We start from the raw sequence: 23420 nt of genomic DNA on the forward strand, positions 1-23420 counted from the left end.
CTTTGCGCGAGGTTTGACGCGTGTCATGCTTGCCTTCGGTCTTGTGCTCAAGAATGAGTGGCTGAAGGATCGCCCACGAACTTTTCAGGAGACACACAAGAAGATGACGAATGTTTGCAGCCGAGGAGACGCGCCATGAGTTCCGGCGCCGCATCCGTCGCCGAACCGGCCCCGGCGCCGGCGCCGGCGCCGCTGGAGCGTTACCTCACCCTGCAGACCGGTCTCGACCTGCTCGACCAGGGCTTGTCGATCTTCGACCGCAATCTCCGGCTGGTGGCCTGGAACAAGGCCTATGTGCGGCTGCTCGACTTTCCGGATGAGATGGCCTACCTGGGCGCGCCGTTCGAGAGCTTCATCGCCTACAACGCCCGCCGCGGCGAATACGGGCCCGGCGACCCCGATGCGCTGGTGGCCGAGCGCGTGGCCGTCGCGCGCACCTTCGCGCCGCATGAGATCGAGCGGGTGCGGCCCGACGGCCGCGTCCTTCGCATCCGCGGCGAACCGGTGCCGGGGCATGGCTTCGTCACCTTGTATCTGGACGTGACCGAGCAGCGCCGCGCCGAGCGGATCATCCGCGAGCACAACGCAGAGCTCGAAGCGCGGGTCGCGGCGCGTACCGGCGAGCTCCAGCGCAGCGAAGAGCGGGTTCGGCTCATCATGGATTCGATCCCCGCACTGGTGGCGTATTTCGACCGCCGGCGCGTGTATGCGTATCTCAACCGGGGTTACCGTGACTGGTTCCTGGTCGATACCGCGCGGCCCGAATGCGTGAGCGCCAAGCGCTTCCTGGGCGAGTCCGTGTATGCAGTCGTCAAGCCACATGTGCTGCGCGCGCTCGCGGGTGAGACGCGCAGTTTCGAATACGAACTCTTCACGCACGAAGGCCAGCGGCGTGCGGTGCGGACTTCGCTCGTCCCCGACCACGGGCCGGACGGGAGCGTGGCCGGCTGCTTCGAGCTCACCTTCGACATCACCGAGGAGAAGCGCTCGCAGGCGCTGCTGGCGCGTGCACACAAGCTCGAATCACTGGGCCATCTGACGGGCGGCCTCGCGCACGACTTCAACAACATCCTGACGGTGGTGATCGGCAATCTCGCGGCGCTCGCCGACGAACGGCCCGCCGACCCCGCGCTGCCCGAATACGTGCAGCCGGCGCTCGAGGCCGCGCGGCGCGGTGCGGATCTGGTGCGCGGCCTCCTGAGCTTCGCGCGCCGGCAGCCGCTGCAGGCTGCAGCCGTGCATGTCGGCGCGCTGGTCGAGACGGTGGCGCGGCTGGTGCGCCGGTCGCTGCCGGAGACGCTGCGCCTCGACGTGGACGTGGGCGACGTGCCGCTCTGGACGTGGATCGATGCCACCCTGCTCGAGCAGGCGCTGCTCAATCTCGTGCTCAATGCGCGCGATGCCTGCGGCGCGGACGGTCGCATCTCGCTGCGCGCACGGGCAGCGCACATCGATGCGACGGTCGCCGCGCCGCTGCAGCTGTCGGAAGGCGACTGCGTGCGCATCGAGGTCGAGGACAACGGCAGCGGCATGGACGAATACACGCTCGCGCATCTGTTCGAGCCCTTCTTCACCACCAAGGCGCCGGGCCGCGGCACCGGGCTGGGCATGGCCGTGGTGTACGGTTTCATCAAGCAGTCGGGCGGCGCGATCGACGTGCGCAGCGCGCCGGGGCGCGGCACCACGGTGACGGTCTGGTTGCCCGCTGCGGAACCACCTGCGTCGGATGCAGGGCCCGACGAAGCCGGCACGGGCGCGCATCGCGCGGCCGACCGAGGGCTTGCGCTGCTGGTGGACGACGACGCGCAGGTGAGGCGTGCGATCCGGCGCAGCCTGCTCGAACTGGGCTACGTGGTGCTCGAAGCCGACAGCGGCGCCGAAGCCCTGAAGCTCCTTGCCAACACGCCGGGCATCACGCTCCTGCTGTCGGACGTGGTGCTGGGCGGCGAGATCGACGGAAGTGCGGTCGCGCAGGCGGCGCGCACGCAGGGGCGGGCCGGTGCGGTGGTCCTCATGAGCGGCAATGCGCCCGGCGACCTGCCGAGGCTCCCGGGCATTCCGCTGCTGACCAAGCCCTTCACTTCAGAGCAACTCGGCCGGGCCATCGAAGAGGGAACACCGCCATGAGCGAAAAAGAGCCGCACGCCGGCACCGGCACGGTGCATCGCGCCGGGGGCGAGGAGGCGGGCACGCGCGCGCTGGTATACGTCATCGAGGACGACCCCGGCGTCGCGCGCCTGGTGATCTCGGCCTTGCAGGAATTCGGCTTCAACTGCGAGACCTTCGGCAGCGGAGCGGCGGCGCTGCGAAGACTTCAGGTCGAAAAGCCCGACCTGTGCATCATTGATCTTGGTCTTCCCGACATGGATGGCTTCGATCTCATGCGGCGCATCACCGCCGCATCGAACTCGGGCGTGCTGATCCTGACCGGGCGCGGCCATCCGGCCGACCGGGTGATGGGCCTGGAGATGGGCGGCGACGACTACGTGGTGAAGCCCTTCGAGGCGCGCGAACTGGTGGCGCGCGTGCGCAGCATCCTGCGCCGGCGCGGTCTCGCGCCGGGCCAGTCGCCCGGCAAGCGGCGCTACGCGAGCTTTCTGGGGTGGCGCGTCGACTGCGCTGCCAACCTGCTGCGCGCGCCCGACGGCGCCGAGCACCAGGTCGGTACGGCCGAGATGCAGGTGCTGCGCGCGTTCATCGAGCGCCCGCACCAGATCCTCACCCGCGAGCAGCTCACCGGCTCGCGCGACCTCGCGCCAACCGACCGCAGCATCGACGTGCGCATCTCGCGGCTGCGGCGGAAGATCGAGGCCGATCCGCATGATCCGGCGGTGATCAAGACGGTGTATGGGGCGGGGTATCTGTTTGCGGCGGACGTGGGCTGGGAGTGACAAAAGATGAAATTATTATTTCGCAACAGACTCATGTTGTGAAAAAATAGTTTCATGCCACGACGTTCGGATGCGCTCGACAACCTTCCATCCGCCGCGACGGCCGCACTGAGCCGCCTCGGGGCCGATCTCGCGCTGGCGCGCAAGCGGCGCAAGCAGTCGCTGAGAAGCTGGGCACTCCGGTTGAATGTCTCGGTGCCCACCCTGGTCAAGCTCGAAAAAGGCGACCCCACCGTCTCCGCCGGTGTGTATGCGACGGCGCTCTGGATGATCCAGCGGCACGAGGCGCTCGCCTCCCTTGCGGACCCCAGGCAGGACCTGGCGGCGCTGGAGAACGAGGTTCAGGCGGCTTCCCGTCGCGGCGCGAGGAAGGCGACCCATGTCTGAGCGATCTCCCTATGTGCCGAAGGACGTCCTGAGCCTCTGGATGCTCGCTGACCCGCGGCATCCTGTTCTCGTGGGCGAGATTTCGCTCGCGCTTGGCGGGCAAGGCGTGGCGCTCAGATACGCGGAGCAGTGGCGTGCCCGCGGCTTCGCACTCAGCGAGGACCTGCCACTCGTCGATGAACTCTTCGTGCCCTCGCGAAAGCAGGAGGCCGTCGGCGCCGTCGATGACGCCCGCCCGGATCGATGGGGCGAGCGCGTCATCCGGAAATTCGAGCGCTCGCCGAGGATGTCGCTGCTCGAATACCTGCTCTTCGCCGGTGACGACCGTTACGGTGCGCTTGGTGTGAGCCAGCAGCCGGACACCTACGAGCCTTGGCCGGCATCGCCGATGCCCACGCTCGGCGACCTCCCGGCGATGCAGGAGGTGATCCGCAAGATCATCGCCAACGAACCCGTCGGAAAGATCGAGGAGCGGTTCTTGCGTCCTGGTGTGTCGCTCGGTGGCGCGCGACCGAAGTCCGTTGTTGAAATCGATGGCCATCCCTGGCTGGTCAAGTTCGCAGAGGGCGAGCCCGAAGACACGCCGCTCATTGAGCACGCCACCATGTCGCTGGCCGCCCGCTGCGGCATCGAGGTCGCGCCGACGCGCGCGCTGCGGGTGGGTGACCGGCATGCGATCGCGGTGCGCCGCTTCGATCGCGCGCCCGGCATGCGCCGCCATGCGATCTCGGCCCACGTTGTATTGCGTGCCGTAGGCGAGGAATACGGCTATCCGCAACTGGCGCAGCAGTTGCGCCGCATGGCGCGGCCCGAAGACATCGCGCGCCAGCAGGCGCAGTTGTTCCGGCGCATGGTCTTCAATGTCTTCATGGACAACACCGACGACCACGAGAAGAACCATGCGCTGCTGCGCGAGCCTGACGGAAGCTGGTCGCTGTCTCCCGCATTCGACATCGTTCCCAGCATGAGCGGGCTCGGGTATCAAGCCATGGCGATCGGCCGCGAAGGCGCTTCCTCGACGCTTGACAACGCGCTCTCCAGCGCTCGCGCCTTCGGGCTGAAGCCACGAGAGGCAAGAAACATCGCGCACGAAATCGCCGTGGCGGTCAGCGGATGGCATCGCGCGTTCAAGGCTTGCGGCATCTCTCCGAACGACATGGACGTGCTCGCCCAGTACCTCGATAACGACAGGCTCGGCGCGCAGAAATCGACCGCCATGGGCTTCCAGCGCTGACAATGCGAGCTCCGCCGCTGCAGTACTGAAACTCCTTGCGCATCCTGCTCGTCTCCGACCTCCACTACGCGCTGCGCCAGCTCGACTGGGTGGTTCGCGCAGCGCCGGACTACGACCTGGTGGTGCTGGCGGGCGATCACATGGACGTGAGTTCGCCGGTGTCGCTCGACACGCAATCCGTGGTGCTGCTTCGCTACTTCGCGCTGGCCAGGCCGGGCAGGTCGCTGGTGGTGGCTTCCGGGAACCATGACCTCACGGGTGCGGGCCCGCATGGCGAACGCGCCGCCCTTTGGCTGCCGGAAAGCCGCCGCTGCGGCATCGCGATCGACGGCGATTCGCTCGTGGTCGGCGACACGCTCGTCACCGTCTGCCCGTGGTGGGACGGGCCGGTGGGGCGCGCCGCGCTCGAAGCTCAACTGGCGGCGGACGCGCAACGCCGCCCCGCGCGCTGGATGTGGATCTACCACTGGCCGCCCGTGGGGTCGCCGACCTGCTGGACCGGCAAGCGCCACTACGGTGATGCCGATGTGGCCGACTGGATCGCGCAATACCGGCCCGACTTTGTGTTCACCGGCCATGTGCACGAGCCGCCGTTCAAGCCCGCGGGCGCGTGGGCGGACCGCATCGGCGCCACCTGGGTCTTCAATCCCGGCCGGCAGATCGGGCCGGAACCCGCGCACATCGTGATCGACCTCGACGAAGGTACCGCGTCGTGGCACTCGCTGATGGGCGAGGAAGCGCTCCAGCTTGGTGCGGATCACGCACCGGCGCGGTCGGTTTTCTGACGGGCCTTCGGGTTTAGTAGTCCGGATGCGGCTCCCGCGCCGAGCCGGGCTGCGCCGGCGGGCCTTGGCGGTGCGCGAGCTGGCCGAGCACGTGCGAGACCATCGCGAGGCCCGGCGAGTCGCCGTACTGGTTCTTCAGGTCCGCGAGATAGGTCGTGACGAAGTGCAGCCGCTCGGCCAGACCGCGAGCGACCGCGCGCATCACGGCCGGATCGCTCATGAGAAAGGCGCGGCCATCGCTCGCATGGCGGACGATGCACGTCGTGCTCGCCGTCACCGTGGCGCTGATGGGCGAATCCAGCAACAGCGAAATCTCGCCGATGGCGGCGCCCGGCTTGCTGATGGAATTGATCGACGTGCCGGCCTTGCTGATCTCCAGCACACCCGACACCAGCACCCACAGCCCTCCGCCGGCTTCGCCCTCCCGCACGACCGTGTCGCCGGGCGCGAGCGTGATCTCCGGCAGCCCGACGGTGTAGTGCAGCAATTCGTCCATGCGCGAGTGGCAGGCAAGGGTCGTGCCGTGGGCGAGTGCACCGCAATGCTGCACCGGTGCGACCCAATGTGACGAATGATTGCATCGCCCACCGCGGCGGATGAGTGCCTCGCAGAATCGTTTCGAACCCCAATCAGGAGACCGACGATGAGCGAACCCGTGGCGGAAAAGATCCTGGCCAGCGCCAAGTACCGCGAGCTGCGCAACAAGCGCAACCGCTTCGGCATCTGGCTGACCGTGTTGATGTTGATCGTGTACTACGGCTACATCGCGCTGATTGCATTCAACAAGCCCTTTCTCGCGCAGCCCGTGGGCGGCGGCGTCACGACCATCGGCATCCCGATCGGGCTCGGCGTGATCGTGTTCACCATCGCGATCACGGCTTTCTATATCCGCCGCGCCAACGGCGAGTTCGATCGGCTGACGCGCGAGATCATCCAGGAGGCGACGCGATGAAACACCGGGCACTCTCACGCGCGGCCCTCGCGCTCGCGTTCGCCGGCGCAGCAGGCGTTGCATGCGCCGCGGGCGGCGACGTCGGCCAGGTCGCCAAGCAGCCGACCAACTGGATCGCGATCGGCATGTTCTCCGGCTTCGTGCTGCTCACGCTGTGGATCACCAAGTGGGCCGCGTCGCGGACCAAGTCGGCGGCGGACTTCTACACCGCCGGCGGCGGCATCACGGGCTTCCAGAACGGACTCGCGATCGCGGGCGACTACATGTCGGCGGCATCGTTCCTCGGCATCTCCGCGGCCGTGATGGCCACAGGCTACGACGGGCTGATCTATTCGATCGGCTTCCTCGTGGGCTGGCCGATCATCACCTTCCTGATGGCGGAGCGGCTGCGCAATCTCGGCAAGTTCACCTTCGCCGATGTCGCGGGCTACCGCTTCAGGCCCGGGCCGATCCGCGGCTTCGCGGCGTCGGGCACGCTGGTCGTGGTGGCCTTCTACCTGATCGCGCAGATGGTCGGCGCGGGGCAGCTCATCAAGCTGCTCTTCGGGCTGGACTACTGGGTCGCGGTGGTCATCGTCGGCGCGCTGATGATGATCTACGTGCTCTTCGGCGGCATGACAGCCACCACCTGGGTGCAGATCATCAAGGCGGTGCTGCTGCTCGCGGGCGTGACCTTCATGGCCATCATGGTGCTCGCGGCCTTCGGCTTCAGCCCCGAGGCGCTGTTCGCCAAGTCGGTGGAAGTGCGCACGCAGATCGCGGCCAACGGTGGCAAGAGCCCGGCGGAAGCCTCGGCGATCGGGCTGTCGATCATGGGCCCGGGCGGCTTCGTGAAGGACCCGATCTCGGCCATCTCGTTCGGCATGGCGCTGATGTTCGGCACCGCGGGCCTGCCTCACATCCTGATGCGCTTCTTCACCGTGCCCGATGCGAAGGAAGCGCGCAAGTCGGTGTTCTGGGCCACCACCTGGATCGGCTACTTCTACCTGCTGATCTTCATCATCGGCTTCGGCGCGATCACGCTGGTGCTGACCAACCCCGAGTTCGCCGACGTCGCGACCGGCAGCATCAAGGGCGGTGCGGGTGCGGCCAACATGGCGGCGGTGCTGGTGGCCAAGTCGGTGGGCGGCAACGTGTTCTACGGCTTCATCTCGGCGGTGGCCTTCGCGACGATTCTTGCGGTGGTGGCGGGCCTCACGCTCTCGGGTGCCTCGGCGGTGTCGCACGACGTCTACGCCACGCTGATCAAGAAGGGCCAGGCCGACAGCCGTGCCGAACTCAAGGTCTCGCGTATCACCACGGTCGCGCTCGGCATCGTTGCGGTGCTGCTGGGCATCGCGTTCGAGAAGCAGAACATCGCCTTCATGGTGTCGCTGGCCTTCGCGATCGCGGCGTCGGCCAACTTCCCGGTGCTGTTCATGTCGGTGCTGTGGAAGGACTGCACCACGCGCGGCGCGGTCATCGGCGGATCGCTCGGGCTGATCTCGTCGGTGGCGCTGACCATCGTCTCGCCCTCGGTGTGGGAAGCGACGCTGGGCAATCCGAAGGGTTCGGCGCTGTTCCCCTACGCATCGCCGGCACTGTTCTCGATGGTCATCGCCTTCGTCGGCATCTGGATCTTCTCGCTGATGGACCGCAGCAAGCAGGCGCAGAAGGAGAGGGCGGCGTTCCCGGCGCAGCAGGTGCGTTCGGAAACCGGGCTGGGTGCGTCGACCGCTTCCGCGCACTGATCAGGAACCGAGGCCGCGCAGCTTGAGAAAAGCCAGCGCGGCCATTACCGCATCGTTCAGCGCATCGTGCGCGGGGCGCTGCGGCAGGCCGAGGTCCGACATGATGGTCGCGAACCGCAGGTCGATGTCACCGCCACGCTCGTGCACCGGGCGCTGGCGGTTCTTGTATTCGTAGTAGAGCGCCGAGACTTCGATCTTGGGCTGCGGCAGCCCCATGCCGAGCATCGGGAAGAGGGCGCGGTCGATCATCGCGACGTCGAATTCGAGGTAGTAGCCGACCAGCGGCCGGCTGCCGATGAACACCATCAACTGCTTCAGCGCATCGTCCATCGCGATACCCTGCGCCACGTCGCGCTCGCGCAGGCCGTGCACGCGCACGCTGTCGGCCGACACTGCGCGGCGTTCGGGCTTCACGAGCAGCTCGAGCCGCTCGCTGCACAGGATGCGATTGCCGCGGATGCGCACCGCGGCGATGGCGACGATCTCGTCGCGGCGCACATCGAGCCCGGTGGTCTCGCAATCGAGCGCGATCCATTCGTCGGGCGGCGGCGCATCCCACATGAAACTGAAGCGCGGATCGCCCAGGTGGTAAAGCAGCCACCGACGCTTGATCTCGGCGAATGCGCCGGTCACACCGCGTCCAGATGAAAGCGCAGGCGCAGCATGCGGCGGAAGCGCTTGACGACCTGCAGCGTGTCTTTCAGCAGATCGCGGTCAAGGCTGTTGAGTTTCGCGGGATCGACCCGGCCACTCACCGTCTTGCCCGCTTCGCGCTCTTCCAGCCCCGCCGCGAGGCGCAGGTTCATGAAGAAGTGCAGGCTCTGCAGCACGTCGTCGGCCAGCGTGCGTTCGATCTGCCCTCGCGCGGCCAGCGCCTGCAGGCGCGCGGCGGTCGATGTCTCTGCCAGATGCGCCGCCAGCGCGAGGCTGCGCACGCCGTGCACCAGCGGGAACAGGCCCTGCTTCTTGATGTCGAGGCTGCGCTCCGCGTCGTCGCCGAAGTCGAGGATGCGATGCCACCAGCCCGTGTCGGCTGCGAAGGCATCGACCACCGAGGCGAACCGCGCGAGCATCGGCTCGTTGTCGGTGGCGATCGTGAACAGGCGTTCCCGCACGCCCGCGAGCAGCGAGGCATCGCCGCAGACCGCATGTGCATCGAGAAAGATCGCGAGCGACATGAGGTTGTCGCCATCGGGCTGCAGCAGCCAGTCCTGCGCGCGCTGCGCGAACTCGCGCCCACTGCCGCGCCAGAGCGGGTTCGACAGCATCACGCCGCCGGGGCAGGGCGGATAGCCGAAATCCACCAGCGCCTGCGTCATGCGCGCGCAGATCGCGTCGAAGTCCTCGGGTGGCGCGTAGCCGTCGCGCAGCAGCAGGCCGTTGTCCTGGTCGGTCTTGAGCAGTTGCTCGCCACGGCCTTCGCTACCCATCACGATGAGGCAACTGTTGGCAACCAGCTCCGGCGGCGCGATCAGCTGCCAGGTGCGCTCGAACAGCTTGGCGTTGAGTGCCTGCACCAGCGTGGCGATCTGCCCGACGCGGGTGCCGCCGCGATGCAGCAGGCCGATGAGCCGCGTGATGTGGTCGCACGCCTGCCCGAGCGCCGGAAGGTCACGCGCCTCGGCGATCTCGCGGTTGATGAGGTAGGAGTGGTTCGCGAGGAAACTGAAGAGGTCCATCGCCTCCAGCACGCCGATGACTTGCTCGCCGGCATCGTCCGCCATCACGACCACGCGATGCACCTTGTGACGCACCATCACCGTGAGCGCATCGCCCACCGGGTCGCCGGCGCGTACGCTGACGAGGCCGAAGCTGGCGACTTCGCCGACCGGCAGCCGATCGAGCGGCGCGCCATGCAGCACCGCGCGCTGCAAGGCGGTCACCGTGAAGATGCCGAGGCGCGGTGGATCGGCCCGCGCATCGCGCACCAGCACATTGGTGGCACGCTCCGACTGGAAGAGCCGCACCACCGAGAGCACGTCGCAGTCCGCATCGACGAAATGCGGCGCTCGGATCGCGATCGCATCCACGCGCGCCATCTCGAGCGATTGCAGCTCGTGCCGCCCACGCTGGCCCGCGATCGCCGCCAGCTTGTTCGAGAGATCAGAGAAGAGCCGCGCGCCGAAGGTGGCGTTGCGCGCGATCAGCCCGTTCACCAGCTCGCGCGAAAGCTGGTAGGCCAGCACCTCTTCCGCCGCGACGAAGCGGCCCGCGACCTGCCCGGTCAGCAGGCTGCGTCCGTCGAAGGTGTCGTTGGGCCCGAAGCCCGCGACCGGCTCCGCGCCACCCAGCTCGTACTGCCGCACGAAGCCCTTGATGACCACGAAGAGGTGCGTCGGCGGAATGCCCTCATCGAGGATCGCATCGCCCTCGCGGAAGTAGGCGATGTCGACCCCGGCGCGGACGACCTGCTGCTCGTCGCCGGCGAGGCAATCGAAGGGCGACGCCTGGAAGTTGAAGGCGTTGGGCATCCGCGCACAATAGCGCACGGCGGCGCGGGATGTCCGGATCAGGAACTCGTGCCGGGCTCCTCGAGCCAGTTGCCGGCGTCGAATTCCACCGCCGGCGCATCGGGGTCGAAGGACACGCCCGCCGGGTCCTCGCCGCGCTCGATGCGCTCCAGCTGCGCCTTGAGGTAGCGGCGCAGCATGACGATGCCGCGGTCGGAGGTCGCGAGGTGCTCCTCCGAATGCTTCGCGATCGCGCCCTGGCTCACCATGGCTTCGTAGTCGCCGGGCATGCGCTGGTGCTCGGCTTCGGTGAGCTCTTCCCACAGCCGGCCGTTCATGCGCGAGCGCATCCGGGTGAGCTCGCCCTCCGAGCTCACGCGGCCGACCACGTAGATGCGGAAGCTGTGGTCGTCGATCGGCAGCACCCATCCCAGCGATTCGAGGCGGCCGTACTTGCCCACGCGCGGGCTCGGGATCACGCGCAGCGTCGGCACGCCGGCCTGGCTGACGCGGCGGAAGACCTTGCCGTCCGGAAGATGGCGGATCGAGGTGGTGCGCACACCGAGTTCCACCGTGTCCCAGGTCACCACGGGCATGGCCGCCATCTGCTCGACGAACTGCGTGCCGCTGAAAGTGGAGTGCAGCACCACCACATGGAAGGGATCGACGAGGTTTTCGTAGTGCTGCAGCCAGTTGCACGGAATGACCTGCGGGCCGCCGCCGCCGATGCTCGCGTCGTTGGTTTCGAGGAACTCGCCTTCGTCGAGGCGCTCCAGCGCGTCATAGCGGGGCAGCACCGGCTTCTTCTCGGGCGGGCCCATGTAGGCCCAGATCAGGCCATAGAGCTCCTGCACCGGGTACCAGGGCTGGCGCACCCGGCCGCGCGACTTGCCCATCTCGGCCTCGCAGGGCTGCTCGACGCAATGGCCTTCGACGTCGAAAAGCCAGCCGTGGTAGCAGCAGCGGATGCCGTGTTCTTCCACCTTGCCGTAGTACAGCGACGCGCCGCGGTGCGCGCAGTTCGGATGCACGAGGCCCGGGCGCCCGGTGCCGTCGCGGAAGAGGATCAGGTCTTCGCCGAGCACACGCACCTGTCGCGGCGTGTCGTTGGCATCGGCGCAAAGGCCGATCGGGTGCCAGTAGCGGCGAAGCAGCTCGCCCATCGGCGTGCCGGGACCGACCTCGGTCAGCAGCGGGTTGTGCACGCCCGGCTTGCGGCCGTAGGCGGTGCCGGTATCGACGGTGATCGGGATGACCTTCTTTTCAGCGGTCTCTGCGGTCGAGGGATTCATCATCGGGTTCCTTGTCGTTCATTCGGCGGTGACGCCGGCGGCCTTGATCAGCTCGGCCACGCGCGGGAAGTCCGCCTGGTAGCTGGCCCGGAACTGCGCCGGCGAGTTGCCCAGCGGCTCGAAGCCGAAGGCGACGAGGCGGCTCTGCACCTCGGGCATGCGGGTGATCTCGCGCAACGCCTGGTTCCATTGCTCGATGACCGCCGGCGGGGTCTTGGCGGGCGCATAGACGCCGATCCAGCTGTCGAGGTCGAAGCCCGCGAAGCCCTGTTCGGCGAAGGTCGGCACGTTGGGCAGTGTCGAGACGCGGCGGCTGCCCGCGATGCCGATCACCTTCATCTTCCCGGCCTGCGACTGCGCGCGCGCAGTGGACGGGTTGGCCCAGGCGAAGTCGAGCACGCCGCCGATCATGTCGGTGTGCGCTCCGGATTCGGACTTGTAGGCCACGTGCGTGAGCGAGATGCCGGACTGCCGCTTCAGCAGCTCGCCCATCAGGTGCGCCTGCGAGCCGTTGCCCCAGGTGCCGTAGGTGAGCCCGGGATGCGCCTTGGCGTAGGCGACGAATTCCTTGAGGTTGGAGTAGGGCGCATCGGCGCGCGCCACCAGCATCGGCCCGCCGCTCGCGAGCTGCGAGATCGGCTCGAAGTCCTTCACCGGGTCGTAGGGCAGCTTGGGCTGGAGGATCGCGTTGTTGATGTGCGTGAGCGGCAGCGTGAAGAGCACCGTGTGCCCGTCGGGCGGCGCCTTGGCGACCGCATCGCTCGCGATGATGCCGCTCGCGCCGGGCTTGGGTTCCACGATCACGCTCTGGCCCCAGCGCTGCTGGAGCTTGTCGGCGTAGACGCGCGCGATCACGTCGATCGGACCGCCGGCGGTGCCGAACGGGATGATGCGCACGACCCTGGTGGGGAAGGTGGTCGAAGCCTGCTGGGCGAATGCGGCGGGCAACGCGCCGCCGAGGGCGAGCGTGGCCAGGCCTGTGACGCAGGCGCGCCGGCGCGCGAAGAAGCCGCCATCGTGGGGGCGAGCGGACATGCTTGTCTCCTAGGTTCTTGTGAGGTCCGCGTACGATAGAAGTCCGCTCCACGAGAATCAATTCGAACATTTGGATAACTGATATGGGCCGCCCTGATATCCGCGGCGTCGATCTCGCGATGCTGCGGACTTTCGATGCCTTGCTGAGGGAGCGCAGCGTGTCGCGCGCGGCCTCGCGCCTTTTTCTGAGCCAGCCGGCGGTGAGCGCGTCGCTCAAGCGGCTGCGCGAGACCTTCGACGACCCGCTGTTCACGCGGACCGCGCACGGCGTGGTGCCGACCCCGCGCGCGCTCGCGCTTGCGCCGCGCGTCGAAGCGGTGCTGCAGGAGCTCCAGCAACTGCTGCATGCGGACCGCGCGTTCGACCCGGCGACCTCGGACCGCATCCTGCGCATCGGCGGCAGCGACCACAGCAGCCACACGATGCTGCCCGAGCTCTGCCGCGAACTGCATGCCTGCGGTTCGCGCATCCGGCTCGCGTGGGAGCTGGCCGACTACAGCCGCATGCCCGAGCAACTGCGCAAGGGCGACATCGACATCGGACTGCTACCGAAGATGGCGCCGGCCGCTGGGGTCGAATCGGAATTGCTCTACGAAGACGCCTACATCGCGGTCGCAAGGCGCGGGCATCCGGGCTTCGCGGACGGCATGAGCATGGAAGCTTTCTGCGCCGCGCGGCACGTGGTCCTGGGGCAGAGCCGCTCGGTACTCGACGACACGATGGACCAGATCCTCGCCCGCCAGGGGCGCGCACGCCACGTGCAGGCCGCGGTCACGACCTTCGGCCAGATGGCGGATCTCCTGGCCAGGACCGACGCGATGGCCGTCTTTCCGAAGCGCGTGGCCGAGCGCTACTCGGCGCAGCTCGATGCGATGCCGCTGCCGTTCGAGCTGCCGAGCTACAGCCTCTACGTGTGCTGGGATGCGCGGTCGAATGGGGACGAGGCGGTCATGTGGCTCAAGGAGGCGCTGGTGCGCATGGGGCGATTGCGGTAGCGCGTCTGCGGCCAGAGCGGCTCGGCGACGTGATCGCCTTCGTAGATACAATCTATCTTATGTCAAATTTGATAGCCAGATCAGCGCGGGCTTGGCGACGTGCTGGGCATTCCTGCCATCGGGAGAGATCCGCGGAGGCAGTGAGCAGAGTCGCATTCGCGCCTTAAGCCGATCCAGGCGAAGAGCCCAGCATGAAGCGACCGCGCTCTGGCAACCCGGAGGCATCTTGACCGTCATCAAGGACATTCGCAAGCGCTGGTCTTAGGCTTCATGCCTTTGCCTTCAATCTGCGCCAACGCCGATGTCATCTTCGTTTGAATCCGATACAGGACTTGAGCCCGCCCGCGGAAACCGCGCGCCGCTGCAAGCTGTACGACTTCAAGACACGGTGCTGGACGGACTTTTCGTGTCGCCCGACCGGTGCGCCGGTGGTGTTGTGAGGAAGACGGCATGAGTTACCTGGAATGGTCTGAGGCCCTGTCACTTGATTTGCCGACGATGGACGACACGCATCGTGAACTCGTCGAGTTACTGGGCGCGGTCGAGGACTCACCGGACGAGCACCTGGTGACGAGGTGGCGCGTGTTGATTGATCACACCGAGGATCACTTCGCACGTGAAGACCAATGGATGCGCGACACACGTTTTTCGTCGGTCAACTGCCACACGACTCAGCACCAAGTGGTGTTGCAGGTCATCCGCGAGGGAGAGACCGCCTATCACTCTGGTCGTCCGGAGGTCATCCGTGTGATGGCGAGAGAACTGGCGAAGTGGTTTCTGCAGCACACCCAAAGCATGGACGCCGCGCTTGCGCTGCATCTCCGGCGTGTGGGCTATGACGTGATCACAGGTGTCGTCAGCATCCCGAATGCCCTGCCGGCAGAGGAGATTCGCGGCTGCGCGTCCGCGACTTGCCGCACCTAGTCTGGGGGGCCTCAAGAAGCGGTCTCTTCGTACTACAAGGATGGCTCTGCCGGCCTGCAGGCTCGCTTCGCCATGCATCGATCGGCGAATAAACAGATGCGCATACGGTCGTCGAGCGTCCAGCGCCAAGGCGACAGCCAGACGCTCACCCTCTCCGCTGTTGCCACCAAGCGCGTCGCGCTCGTCGTGCGAACACGACTCAATGGGCGAACTCCCTCGCGTGAAGGAACTCGGCATGTTTGGGCGCGCGCTTGGTCTTCGACCATTCTTCCAGCATTTCCCATTTCACCGCATCCAGCCGGCGCAGCATTTCCTCCTCGGCGGGGTCCGGGCACGCAAGCTCGATCCGATGGCCGTTGGGGTCAAAGAAGTAGACGGAATGAAACGCGCCGTGGTCGGTGACGCCAAGCACATCCACGCCGTTATTTTCTAGATGACTGCGAAACTCCAGCAGCTCGTCGCGGTCCTTGACGCGAAATGCAATGTGCTGAACCCATTCAGGCGTGTTTGGATCTCTTCCCATCTCCGGCTGCGTCGGCAGTTCGAAGAACGCCAAGACGTTGCCCTGCCCCGCATCCAGAAAGATGTGCATGTAGGGGTCGGGAGCTTTGGTTGAAGGCACCTTGTCCTCTGCAATGGCCAGAACGAAGTCCATCTTGAGCATCTTCTGGTACCACAGGACGGTCTCCCTGGCGTCCTTGCAGCGGTACGCAACGTGGTGAATTCGATCAATCTTCATGAAAGTCTCCGAGGGTTGAAGGCGGCATCTGCCTGTCTCAGAGGACCGTGGCCAAGCACGCCTTCTAGTTCCCTTGAGTCCGCAACTGATGCCAGTGGCCTCATTGCATCGCATATTCATCTATCATTCCAACGGTTTTTTGTGATGCATTTATAGGATGTTCCGATGAATGTGAATGTTACTTTGCGCCAGTTGCGCGCGTTCGTCGCGCTTGCTCGCATCGGTAGCTTCACGCTGGCCGCAGAGAGCCTCTTCATCACACAGTCAGCGCTGAGCGGCTTGATCAAGGAGCTGGAACAGACCCTGGGCGTTCGACTCGTCGATCGCAGTACAAGACGTGTGCATCTGACGCCGATCGGGGACGGGCTTCATCCGCTGCTGGATGGCGTGCTCCACGATCTCGATGCGGTCCTTCACCGAGTCAACGATCATCGTGCCCTGAAGATCGGCGTTGTGCGGCTGGCGACCACGCAGCTCTTGGCGTCAACGCTGGTGCCGGACCTCATCGCTTCATTTCAACGGGAGCATCCAAATGTCCAGGTGAGCCTGATTGACGCCCCAGCGGAGTCCGTCATGGCTCGCGTGTATGCGGGTGAGGTAGAGCTCGGCATTGGCCCTGAACGAGGGCCAAATTCTGACATCACCTCCACACAGCTTTTCGACGGCCCGTTCATGGCGGTATGCCCGCCGGGGCATCCGCTTGTGGGGCGCCGCCGCCTGCGTTGGTCCGATCTGATGGAGTTCCCAGTCATTGCTCTGCAGGGACAGTTCACGGAACGGTTGGCACAGGATCTGCGCACCGCCTCCCGAAGTGTCAACTTTTCCCCCACGCACGAGGTGGCCTACATGGCCACGGCTCTGTCGATGGTCAAGGCCGGACTGGGCGTAGCGCTCTGCATCCCCTATGCAACCTCCTTGATCGACGGCTACGGGCTGAAGATGATTCCTTTGCGCGATCCCGAGGTCCGTCGCAGTTTCGATGTCTTCACCCGTAAGGGGCGCTCGCTTTCGCCTGCCTCTCAGAGCTTCCTGGACTTCATCGGCCCGAGGATTAGGGGCCTGCCTTACTTGGCTTAGGCCTTAGTGGCGAAAGACGAATCGGCCGCATCACTTTCACCTACGACTAACACGCTGGAAAGCTCACAGAAACGAATGCTCACGAAAGCTTTGTCCTTGCGCCCGGTCAGTTGGAAACCATAGCGTCCTTTAGGCATTGGGCATGTCGAGTAGTTGACTTAGCCAAAGCTGCAACCCTCGCGGAGCGGCCGTTTGGCCGGCGCGCCGCAACCTGAGGGGCTCCCTTCTACATCTCCTTTCATCGCACAACTAGAGGATGCGTCGTGGTCGACCATGTGATCTAGTCGTAGCAGTTGCCCCCGCGACGTGAGCCGCTCCGGTTCCATCGAGAGAGCAATTAACTCATAGGGAGCGATCGATATGACAGACATGTTTGCAGCGCCCGCAGGCGTTCCGGCACACAATTTTCCGGTGGTGCTAGATTCGACGATCCACGGTGCGTCGATCAAGGCCGCGCTTCAGTTGGCCGAACGCGCCGGCCTCGTCGGCCGACGAGGACCCGTTTCGTTACTGCTCGCAGGAAGGCCACACTCGTGGTCGCTCGCCGCCGACCAGACACCATTCAAGAATCAGTCCGACCGCGGCACTTGCTGGGCCTTTGCAGGCGCGTCAGCGCTGGAGGCAGCCTACCACCGGCACTTTGGACTGACGCTGGATCTGTCCGAGGAGTACATCTTCCACATGGGAAAGACCTTTGCCTTGAATAGAACTGCAGCGGGCGGACCGGTGACCCAGCCGGTAGAGAACAATTCATCGCTCACCGGCTTTCAGGGTGCAGGCGACATCGCCAAGAAGTTGTCGGAGAACGCGGTCCCCAACGAGGCGCTCGCGCCCTACTTGCCGAGCCAGGCCGCGCTCACGGGAATCTTGCCGACTCTCGGATTCGCAGGCGTGGCGTCGCTCGTTTCGCAGGAAGACTTCGACGCGATCGAGTTTTGCGAGCAGCACATTCCGCTCATTGCGCGCGTCAACTGCCGCTATCGCGCGACTGGTTTCGCCAGCCTTGGCGGGAATCCCGACATCGAGGGCCTGGAGAACGTCATCCTATCCAATCGCGAGGTCATTTGTGACGTCCAGCACCTGACCGCGCCCGTAGGGGGGCATGTGCTGACGCTCATCGGATTCGACAGCGACCGCAAGGTCTTCATCGCGAAGAACCATTGGGGCGAGAACAAGTTCATCGAGATTGCCTACCAGAACGATCCCAACTGGCAGATCTTGAGCGGTTGGTACATAACCGGCGTTGTAGACCCCACCTTCGTTCAGAACCAGGCCTGCTGGCTGGGGAATTGGCGGGTCAAGACTCGGAACGGGGATTTCCGAATGCTGCTTCGCCGCTCCGAGGATTTTCCGGCACCCGGCCAACCCACGCGTTTGGGACACGCTTACATGGCGGATGGACGCCACGACGTCAACGGCCAGTTCATGGACAACGGTCGGCGCTTGAGTGCGTTCATTGCGTCCGGCACTGCGCCGACCCAGCCGGGGACGTTGACTGGCGTGAAGCTGGAGGCCGACTTCGACTTTGGCGACGTTCACGAGCAACGTGGAGTGACGAACGAGCCCGTCGAACTGAGCCGCTTCAATACACGCTTCGCCGCGCTGTTCGTCCCCGCGGGCGGCGAGACATGGCAAGCGAGGCACGGCATCGACGCCACCGCCTATCAACACCTCTTCGACACATTGCCCGCGCAGGGATTCCGTCCGGCATTTCTGAGCGGCTATTCAGAAGGGCGCGGAGCACGATTCAACGCTGTCTGGATCAAGTCTGGCGGCCGAGCCTGGGCGGCTCGGCATGGTCTCACGGGCGCGGCCTATCAAGTTGCATTCGATCAGTTTGTGGCCGATGGATTTTCGCCGCTAGTCGTGTCGGGCTACGCGGAGAATGGCGAAGCCCGATATGTCGGGCTTTTCGAACAAGGACCTGCTCCCGAATGGCATGCACGACACGGTCTATTGCCAAATGAGTATCAAGCAGCCTTTGACGCCCTTGCCGCGCTCGGCTTTGTCCCAGTCCATGTCTGCGGATACCGTGTCAACTTCGGCCTTCAGTTTGCTGCCATCTGGCGAAAGCTGCCCGGCATCGAGTTCATCGGCCGGCACAACCTGAGAGCCAGTCAATACCAAGCGGCCTTTGACGATGCAGTTGGTCGCGGCTTCCGTCTAGTGTGCGTGAGCGGCTATTCCAATAGCGGTGTCGCCAACTACGCCGCGATCTGGCACCGCGGGGGCGCTCCCGTGAATGCCTGGGAAGCGCGGCATGGACTCGATGCGAGCGGCTACCAAAGGACGTTCGATGAGCTCGCTCCTCGCGGCTTCCGACCTGCAGTCATCTCGGGATACGGCGATGGCTTTTATCCGGCCTGAGGCAGCTTGACTACCGCTTCCTCCGCAGAATTCTGCGGCGTACTTGCGCACCCACGCAGGCGTAACGTCCTGCTCTGACACGGTGGCCCCCAAGCATGGGCCTTGAGTAGCAGAGCCTCTGTACCCTCTGCCACTCCGCGTCCTGGGGGAGCTCCTACACACGTGGCTTCGCATCGAAAGCGGACCGGGGGATGCTTTGGTGTCTTCATTTCGACACCGAGCCTTCTGCGCAGCGAAAGCGGTCTTCCAACCCGGCACGTGCGGAGGACTGCATGCTGGCCCTCTGCGGGCATTCGCTTGCGGCCAACGGGCGCATCCAGCAGCGCCTTTGCGCCGGCCTCCTCATGACGCTTGCAGATGTCAAAGACGCCGGTGCGGCTCAGGCTCGTTTGCGGGATCAAGAGCTGGCGTTTTCCATGTCCGCGCTGTACGCACCCACGCTGGCCGCGCCATTCAGTCGTGCGCGCTTGAGCAGCGCATCCTGGGCTTGACGCACGTTGGCGGACCGGCCTTGCCAGGCCTGCAGCGCAGGCTCCTGAAGCGCGCGTCCATAGGAGAAGCTCAGCTGCCACGGCTGTAGGCCCTGTCGGTTCAGCGCATCCAGATTGGCCGTCGCCTCGACAGGAGACTGTCCGCCGGACAGGAAGTTGATGCTCGGGACCGCCGCTGGCACCGCCCTGCGCAGCACGCGGATCGTCTCCGAAGCCACTTCCTCGGGCGTTGCCTGTAACGCGTTCGCCTTGCCCGGCACCACCATACTGGGCTTGAGCAACATGTGTTCGAACGCCACCCGATGGCGACTCAGGGCGCGGAAGACCTCGTGCAAAACGGCCTGCGTCACCTCCGCGCAGCGCGCAAGCGTGTGATCGCCGTCGATCAGCACCTCGGGCTCGACGATCGGCACCACGCCCTGCTCCTGCGAGACCGCGGCGTAGCGAGCAAGCGCTTCCGCGTTGGCTTCGATCGCTGCGCGGCTTGGCAAGGTGTCGGAGACGTTGTAGACGGCGCGCCATTTCGCGAATCGCGCGCCTTGCTGCTTGTAGCCCTTGAGACGTTGGGCGAGCCCATCGAGGCCTTGCGTGATCTCGTCGCCGGGTGCCAACGCGAGCGGGATCTTTCCCGCATCGACCTTGATGCCGGGCACGATCCCTTGTCGCACTGCCAACTGCGGCAGCGGCTCGCCATCATCCGTGCGATCGCTCAGGGTCTCTTCGTACAGGATGACGCCGCTGATGTACCGGCCAAGGTCCGGCGTCGCCAGCAACAGGCTGCGATAAGCGCGCCGGTTCTCCTCGGTCGATTCCACGCCGATCGTCTTGAATCGCTTGGCGATGGTCGGTCCGCTTTCGTCGGCCGCCAGAATCCCCTTGCCTTTCTGAACGAGCGCGTCGATGGTCGCTTGGAGTTCGTCGGGAGTGGCCATGGAAATCCTCCGTACGGGACGTTCAGTCTCTCGCGGGAGGCGCTGCGACACAAGTCCCTGTTGACGTGATGCCATGCGACGCGGGCCGGTCGGGGCGCCGCGTTCGGGTGCGTCTGCGTCAGCTACGTGAGGGGATCGCCGTCAGCTCGCCGCCTGATGGCCGGCCGGCGATGGAGGAAAAGCCTTGTCTCCCCGATCGCTTGGCCGCGCAGCAATGAGCGGCGGCGCCGCGGCGAGCGTCCAGCCCAGATTGAAGGCGTCCTGAATCGACACGTTCATGCCCTGCCCTGCCCGGCCTTCGCCGAGTTCCTGTGGCAGGCGTCGCCAGCGATGAACACGCGTGGGAGACGCCCGCTGGTGTTGCCGACGGGCACGTCATCGAATTGGTCCGTCACCCGCTGGCCGACCTCTTGACGACGGGCGCCGATCAGGGGCTCATTGCTGGTTGCCAGTGATGGGGCAGCAATTCGTCGATGCGGCTGGCCGCCTGTGTGGGCAGTTGACGTTTTTCGAGAGTTGGCCCTTCGGGCATCTTTTGCCGCTCCGCAGTGAGCCGCTGATGCAACGCAACGGCCAGCTTGCAAGAGCGCTCTTGCCGCATGCGCTTACGCTCTTCGGGCGCAAGCACGGCCACGCCGCGCTCCGTACCGCGCTGCTGTCCCACGGGCGGCACTCACGCGATGCTGCACCCATTGGGTAGCCGGGGTCACTCCGCCTGGAAGCCTACTTCCTCGAAGGTCCGCCGCCAGCGCTCCGCGTCCTGCCTCACCTCGCTGGCAAACTCAGGCTGCAGCTTTCCGCCCGGCTCGTAACCGAGGCCTGCCATCTTCACCATCACGGCCGGATCGCGTGCCGCCGTGGCGACGGCCTGCTCGAGCTGCGCCACGACCGGCGGCGGGGTGCCCCTGGGCACGAAGAAGCCACCCCAGCCCACCGACTCGAAGCCCGCATAGCCCAGTTCGGACAAGGTCGGCACCGCAGGCGTCAGCGGATGCCGGCGCGTGCCGGTGGAGGCCAGGATGCGAACCCGCCCAGTCTCCACGTGCGGGCGCAGCGAAACATAGTCGGCCAGCATGAAGACGATCTCGCCGCTGGCCAGCGCCAGCGTGCCCGGGGCGCTGCCCTTGTAAGGCACATGGACACCCTGCATGTTCATCCTCTTCATCAGCAGCGCGCCAAAGAGATGGTTGGTGGTGCCATTGCCCCACGAGCCGTACTCCAGGCCGCGCCCGGAGGCCTGCGCCTCGGCCCGCAGGCCCTCGACGTTCGTCGCCTTGCTACGCGACACGCTCACCGCCAGCCACACGGGCGCGCTCACGAATGAGGTCACGGGAACTAGATCGCGCACCGGGTCGAAGGGAACGCCCTTTTGCAGCAAGGGCGCCTGCACCAGCGACGGGATGTTGAACAGCACCGTGTAGCCGTCGGGCGCCGACTTGGCGACAAAGTCCGAGCCGATCACCGAGCCGGCCCCGGGTTTGTTGTCCACCACGATCGGCTGCTTCAACGAGACCTGGAGATGCTCGGCCGCCAGCCGGGACATGGCGTCCGATCCGCCGCCGGCCGGATAGGGCACGACGATCCGCACCGGCCGGCTCGGGTAGGTGTCCGCGAAAGCGGCCGAAAGAAATGCGCTGCATGCGATGAACGGCAGCATGGTGTGCAACAGCGCGCGCGCGAGGGTGCGTGCCATGTTCAGCTCCCCTGCCGGTCAGCTGCTGGTCGCGAGCCGAGAGGAGCGGGCGCACCGCCGTAGCCGTCGAGGTAGGCCACCAGCGATTCCGGCGTCTCGGTGCTCTGTCGGGTCCTGGGGAAGATGTGCGCTGCGCGCTCCTTGCGGTCGAACCAGATGGCCTCGTCGGCCTTCTGTGGCGGGCGGGCTGCCGCCAGATAGACGATGGTGTCCGCGCCTTGCGGATCCTTGCGCAGAACGGACTTGAGCGTCTCCCTGAAGCGCGGCATGGAGCGGCCCACGGCCGCGGTGTCCACCCAGCCCGGGTGCATCACGTAGAAGCGGCGCTGGCTGCCCGCGAACCTTCGGCGCCAGTATTCGGTCAGCATCACCTGCGCGCGCTTGGACAGCCCGTAGGCCCGCACGCCCAGGTAGCCCGAACCGGTGATGTTTAGGTCCTTCACCACCATGGGATGGTTGTACATGCCGCCCGAGGAGGTTTCGATGACAGTCGCATCCTCGGCCAGCAGTCCCCGCTCCAGCAGCTCGCGGGTGAACAGGTAGTGACTCAGGATGTTAGTGGCGAAGGAGGTTTCCAGGCCCTCACGGGTGAGGATCTGGTCGCGCTTCTGGATGCCCACGTTGTTAACCAGCACATGCACCTTCACGCCGCGGTCCTGCAGGCGCGCGGCCAGTTCGCGCACGCTCGCAACGAGCGAGAAGTCCGCCACCTCGCCGATCACGCGCTGCGGATGCGCCGTGGAACCTGCGAAGGCCTCGATCTTGCGGGGGTCGCGGCCCACGCAGATCACCGTGGCGCCTGCGGCGACAGCCGAGCGCGCCGCCGATCCCCCAATGCCTTCAGAGCCGCCCACCACCAGCCAGGTCTGGCCGCGGAAGTCAGCATCGAGCCGCCGCCAGAACAGGCTGCGCGCGTGAAAGCCGATCTTGCTGTAGCTCGGCGTGAAGCGTACATAGAAGCTGATGATCTTCTTCAGCGGCGCATTGTTGCTCTTGGGCGGCAACGAAGCCGAAGCCTGTCCGGATGCGCTCATGGCTGCACCTTCTGTATGTCGTGGCCAGCCGCGCGCGCCAGCATGTCGCGGTCGTAATAGTCGCGCCAGCACCGGATCCTGTCGCCGTCGAACTCGATGACCCCCACGGCCGGACAGTCGCCACGCCGGCCGTCGATGGTGATCTCGTCCACGCGTTGCACGACCAGGGCTCCGTCGATGACGCCCATGCGCTCGATGTTGAGCGTCACCTGCTTGTTCGCGCCGCCCAGCTTGGAGATGCGATCGAGGATGGTCTGGCGCCCCACCACCGGAGCGAGCATCACCGAGTGCAGGATGCCGTCGGGCGCGAAGAGGCCGGCACAGGTCTCCCAGTCTTGCTCATGCCAGGAACGCGCCATGGTGCGGAACAGTTCCATCTTCCGCTCGTTGCTGATCGAGGTCGTCATGCTTT

General features: G+C 65.8%; 22 protein-coding genes and 2 pseudogenes. 11 read left to right on the forward strand and 13 right to left on the reverse strand.

Annotation, left to right across the window (positions count from 1 at the left end; all coding sequences use genetic code 11):
• Positions 1-135 precede the first annotated feature (135 nt).
• Genes BLW05_RS25235 through BLW05_RS25255 form a run of 5 tightly spaced genes read left to right on the forward strand, consistent with a single transcriptional unit; the run spans position 136 to position 5297 of the window.
• Complete coding sequence (locus tag BLW05_RS25235) at positions 136-2127, forward strand: hybrid sensor histidine kinase/response regulator (RefSeq protein WP_093166322.1); 1992 nt, start codon at positions 136-138, stop codon at positions 2125-2127.
• On the forward strand, positions 2124-2891 hold the full coding sequence (locus BLW05_RS25240) for a response regulator transcription factor (protein ID WP_093166323.1): 768 nt from the start codon (positions 2124-2126) through the stop codon (positions 2889-2891). The genes BLW05_RS25235 and BLW05_RS25240 overlap by 4 nt, the downstream gene beginning before the upstream one ends.
• Positions 2892-2945: 54 nt before the next feature.
• A complete protein-coding gene (locus tag BLW05_RS25245) occupies positions 2946-3278 on the forward strand; it encodes a RodZ family helix-turn-helix domain-containing protein (RefSeq protein ID WP_093166324.1) in 333 nt (110 codons plus the stop codon).
• Entirely contained in the window at positions 3271-4512 is a 1242-nt protein-coding gene (locus tag BLW05_RS25250; RefSeq protein ID WP_093166325.1) for a type II toxin-antitoxin system HipA family toxin, read from the forward strand. The genes BLW05_RS25245 and BLW05_RS25250 overlap by 8 nt, the downstream gene beginning before the upstream one ends.
• Before the next feature lie 35 nt (positions 4513-4547).
• Positions 4548-5297 (forward strand): metallophosphoesterase family protein, encoded by a 750-nt coding sequence (locus BLW05_RS25255; protein WP_093166326.1) that lies wholly within the window; start codon positions 4548-4550, stop codon positions 5295-5297.
• A gap of 13 nt (positions 5298-5310) precedes the next feature.
• On the opposite strand, the gene BLW05_RS25260 is transcribed toward BLW05_RS25255, so the two are convergent.
• Positions 5311-5793, reverse strand: coding sequence for a Crp/Fnr family transcriptional regulator (locus BLW05_RS25260; RefSeq protein WP_093166327.1), 483 nt, complete (start codon positions 5791-5793; stop codon positions 5311-5313).
• 147 nt (positions 5794-5940) lie between these two features.
• On the opposite strand from BLW05_RS25260, the gene BLW05_RS25265 reads away from it, so the two are divergent.
• Together BLW05_RS25265 and BLW05_RS25270 are read left to right on the forward strand one after the other, a co-directional pair.
• Positions 5941-6249: a DUF485 domain-containing protein gene (locus tag BLW05_RS25265; protein ID WP_093166328.1), complete on the forward strand. Its 309-nt coding sequence runs from the start codon at positions 5941-5943 to the stop codon at positions 6247-6249.
• Positions 6246-7979, forward strand: a complete 1734-nt coding sequence (locus BLW05_RS25270) for a cation acetate symporter (protein ID WP_093166329.1) — start codon at positions 6246-6248, stop codon at positions 7977-7979. The genes BLW05_RS25265 and BLW05_RS25270 overlap by 4 nt, the downstream gene beginning before the upstream one ends.
• Here the strand turns inward: BLW05_RS25270 and BLW05_RS25275 are convergent, their stop codons facing one another.
• The 4 genes from BLW05_RS25275 to BLW05_RS25290 are packed head-to-tail and all read right to left on the reverse strand — an operon-like array spanning position 7980 to position 12756.
• Positions 7980-8612, reverse strand: coding sequence for a 3'-5' exonuclease (locus tag BLW05_RS25275; RefSeq protein WP_093166330.1), 633 nt, complete (start codon positions 8610-8612; stop codon positions 7980-7982).
• Positions 8609-10450: a DUF294 nucleotidyltransferase-like domain-containing protein gene (locus BLW05_RS25280; RefSeq protein WP_093166331.1), complete on the reverse strand. Its 1842-nt coding sequence runs from the start codon at positions 10448-10450 to the stop codon at positions 8609-8611. Before BLW05_RS25280 ends, BLW05_RS25275 begins: the two co-directional genes overlap by 4 nt.
• Before the next feature lie 38 nt (positions 10451-10488).
• Complete coding sequence (locus BLW05_RS25285; protein WP_093166332.1) at positions 10489-11721, reverse strand: aromatic ring-hydroxylating dioxygenase subunit alpha; 1233 nt, start codon at positions 11719-11721, stop codon at positions 10489-10491.
• An 18-nt stretch (positions 11722-11739) separates the two neighbouring features.
• A complete protein-coding gene (locus BLW05_RS25290) occupies positions 11740-12756 on the reverse strand; it encodes a Bug family tripartite tricarboxylate transporter substrate binding protein (protein ID WP_093166333.1) in 1017 nt (338 codons plus the stop codon).
• 83 nt (positions 12757-12839) lie between these two features.
• Between BLW05_RS25290 and BLW05_RS25295 the strand changes: the two genes are divergently transcribed.
• Positions 12840-13751, forward strand: a complete 912-nt coding sequence (locus tag BLW05_RS25295; protein WP_093166334.1) for a LysR family transcriptional regulator — start codon at positions 12840-12842, stop codon at positions 13749-13751.
• Positions 13752-14201: 450 nt separating this feature from the next.
• The gene (locus BLW05_RS25300; RefSeq protein ID WP_093166335.1) at positions 14202-14675 is read left to right on the forward strand and encodes a hemerythrin domain-containing protein; all 474 of its coding nucleotides are present in this window, start codon (positions 14202-14204) and stop codon (positions 14673-14675) included.
• Positions 14676-14874: 199 nt separating this feature from the next.
• Here BLW05_RS25300 and BLW05_RS25305 read toward each other — a convergent pair whose 3' ends face one another.
• Positions 14875-15414, reverse strand: a complete 540-nt coding sequence (locus BLW05_RS25305) for a VOC family protein (RefSeq protein WP_093166336.1) — start codon at positions 15412-15414, stop codon at positions 14875-14877.
• 165 nt (positions 15415-15579) lie between these two features.
• Between BLW05_RS25305 and BLW05_RS25310 the strand changes: the two genes are divergently transcribed.
• Complete coding sequence (locus tag BLW05_RS25310) at positions 15580-16491, forward strand: LysR family transcriptional regulator (protein WP_371126972.1); 912 nt, start codon at positions 15580-15582, stop codon at positions 16489-16491.
• A 360-nt stretch (positions 16492-16851) separates the two neighbouring features.
• Positions 16852-18858, forward strand: coding sequence for a hypothetical protein (locus tag BLW05_RS25315; RefSeq protein WP_093166337.1), 2007 nt, complete (start codon positions 16852-16854; stop codon positions 18856-18858).
• A gap of 260 nt (positions 18859-19118) precedes the next feature.
• On the opposite strand, the pseudogene BLW05_RS35540 reads toward BLW05_RS25315, so the two are convergent.
• From BLW05_RS35540 to BLW05_RS25345, 7 genes and pseudogenes are all read right to left on the reverse strand, one after another.
• Positions 19119-19250, reverse strand: a pseudogene (locus BLW05_RS35540) (IS630 family transposase); the annotation flags it as partial.
• Between the two features lie 5 nt (positions 19251-19255).
• Positions 19256-20281, reverse strand: a complete 1026-nt coding sequence (locus BLW05_RS25325) for a class I fructose-bisphosphate aldolase (RefSeq protein WP_093166339.1) — start codon at positions 20279-20281, stop codon at positions 19256-19258.
• A gap of 228 nt (positions 20282-20509) precedes the next feature.
• A pseudogene (locus BLW05_RS25330) lies at positions 20510-20691 on the reverse strand (FAD-dependent monooxygenase); the annotation flags it as partial.
• Positions 20692-20708: 17 nt separating this feature from the next.
• Positions 20709-20915 carry a hypothetical protein gene (locus BLW05_RS36065; RefSeq protein ID WP_177142805.1) on the reverse strand — a complete coding sequence of 69 codons (207 nt, stop codon included), beginning with the start codon at positions 20913-20915 and terminating at the stop codon, positions 20709-20711.
• A 72-nt stretch (positions 20916-20987) separates the two neighbouring features.
• Positions 20988-21974 (reverse strand): Bug family tripartite tricarboxylate transporter substrate binding protein, encoded by a 987-nt coding sequence (locus BLW05_RS25335; RefSeq protein WP_093166340.1) that lies wholly within the window; start codon positions 21972-21974, stop codon positions 20988-20990.
• A gap of 2 nt (positions 21975-21976) precedes the next feature.
• On the reverse strand, positions 21977-23008 hold the full coding sequence (locus BLW05_RS25340) for an SDR family NAD(P)-dependent oxidoreductase (RefSeq protein ID WP_093166341.1): 1032 nt from the start codon (positions 23006-23008) through the stop codon (positions 21977-21979).
• Positions 23005-23415, reverse strand: a complete 411-nt coding sequence (locus tag BLW05_RS25345) for a nuclear transport factor 2 family protein (protein WP_093166342.1) — start codon at positions 23413-23415, stop codon at positions 23005-23007. Before BLW05_RS25345 ends, BLW05_RS25340 begins: the two co-directional genes overlap by 4 nt.
• Positions 23416-23420 lie beyond the last annotated feature (5 nt).

Source organism: Variovorax sp. YR216 (genome assembly GCF_900107745.1).
GTDB lineage: Bacteria > Pseudomonadota > Gammaproteobacteria > Burkholderiales > Burkholderiaceae_C > Variovorax.

What these genes read in the sequence shown, in the direction of transcription:
- BLW05_RS25235 (WP_093166322.1), top strand. Translation starts at nt 136, where the DNA reads ATGAGTTCCGGCGCCGCATCCGTCGCCGAACCGGCCCCGGCGCCGGCG.
- BLW05_RS25240 (WP_093166323.1), top strand. Translation starts at nt 2,124, where the DNA reads ATGAGCGAAAAAGAGCCGCACGCCGGCACCGGCACGGTGCATCGCGCC.
- BLW05_RS25245 (WP_093166324.1), top strand. Translation starts at nt 2,946, where the DNA reads ATGCCACGACGTTCGGATGCGCTCGACAACCTTCCATCCGCCGCGACG.
- BLW05_RS25250 (WP_093166325.1), top strand. Translation starts at nt 3,271, where the DNA reads ATGTCTGAGCGATCTCCCTATGTGCCGAAGGACGTCCTGAGCCTCTGG.
- BLW05_RS25260 (WP_093166327.1), bottom strand. Translation starts at nt 5,793, where the DNA reads ATGGACGAATTGCTGCACTACACCGTCGGGCTGCCGGAGATCACGCTC.
- BLW05_RS25265 (WP_093166328.1), top strand. Translation starts at nt 5,941, where the DNA reads ATGAGCGAACCCGTGGCGGAAAAGATCCTGGCCAGCGCCAAGTACCGC.
- BLW05_RS25270 (WP_093166329.1), top strand. Translation starts at nt 6,246, where the DNA reads ATGAAACACCGGGCACTCTCACGCGCGGCCCTCGCGCTCGCGTTCGCC.
- BLW05_RS25280 (WP_093166331.1), bottom strand. Translation starts at nt 10,450, where the DNA reads ATGCCCAACGCCTTCAACTTCCAGGCGTCGCCCTTCGATTGCCTCGCC.
- BLW05_RS25285 (WP_093166332.1), bottom strand. Translation starts at nt 11,721, where the DNA reads ATGAATCCCTCGACCGCAGAGACCGCTGAAAAGAAGGTCATCCCGATC.
- BLW05_RS25290 (WP_093166333.1), bottom strand. Translation starts at nt 12,756, where the DNA reads ATGTCCGCTCGCCCCCACGATGGCGGCTTCTTCGCGCGCCGGCGCGCC.
- BLW05_RS25295 (WP_093166334.1), top strand. Translation starts at nt 12,840, where the DNA reads ATGGGCCGCCCTGATATCCGCGGCGTCGATCTCGCGATGCTGCGGACT.
- BLW05_RS25300 (WP_093166335.1), top strand. Translation starts at nt 14,202, where the DNA reads ATGAGTTACCTGGAATGGTCTGAGGCCCTGTCACTTGATTTGCCGACG.
- BLW05_RS25305 (WP_093166336.1), bottom strand. Translation starts at nt 15,414, where the DNA reads ATGAAGATTGATCGAATTCACCACGTTGCGTACCGCTGCAAGGACGCC.
- BLW05_RS25310 (WP_371126972.1), top strand. Translation starts at nt 15,580, where the DNA reads ATGAATGTGAATGTTACTTTGCGCCAGTTGCGCGCGTTCGTCGCGCTT.
- BLW05_RS25315 (WP_093166337.1), top strand. Translation starts at nt 16,852, where the DNA reads ATGACAGACATGTTTGCAGCGCCCGCAGGCGTTCCGGCACACAATTTT.
- BLW05_RS25325 (WP_093166339.1), bottom strand. Translation starts at nt 20,281, where the DNA reads ATGGCCACTCCCGACGAACTCCAAGCGACCATCGACGCGCTCGTTCAG.
- BLW05_RS25335 (WP_093166340.1), bottom strand. Translation starts at nt 21,974, where the DNA reads ATGGCACGCACCCTCGCGCGCGCGCTGTTGCACACCATGCTGCCGTTC.
- BLW05_RS25340 (WP_093166341.1), bottom strand. Translation starts at nt 23,008, where the DNA reads ATGAGCGCATCCGGACAGGCTTCGGCTTCGTTGCCGCCCAAGAGCAAC.
- BLW05_RS25345 (WP_093166342.1), bottom strand. Translation starts at nt 23,415, where the DNA reads ATGACGACCTCGATCAGCAACGAGCGGAAGATGGAACTGTTCCGCACC.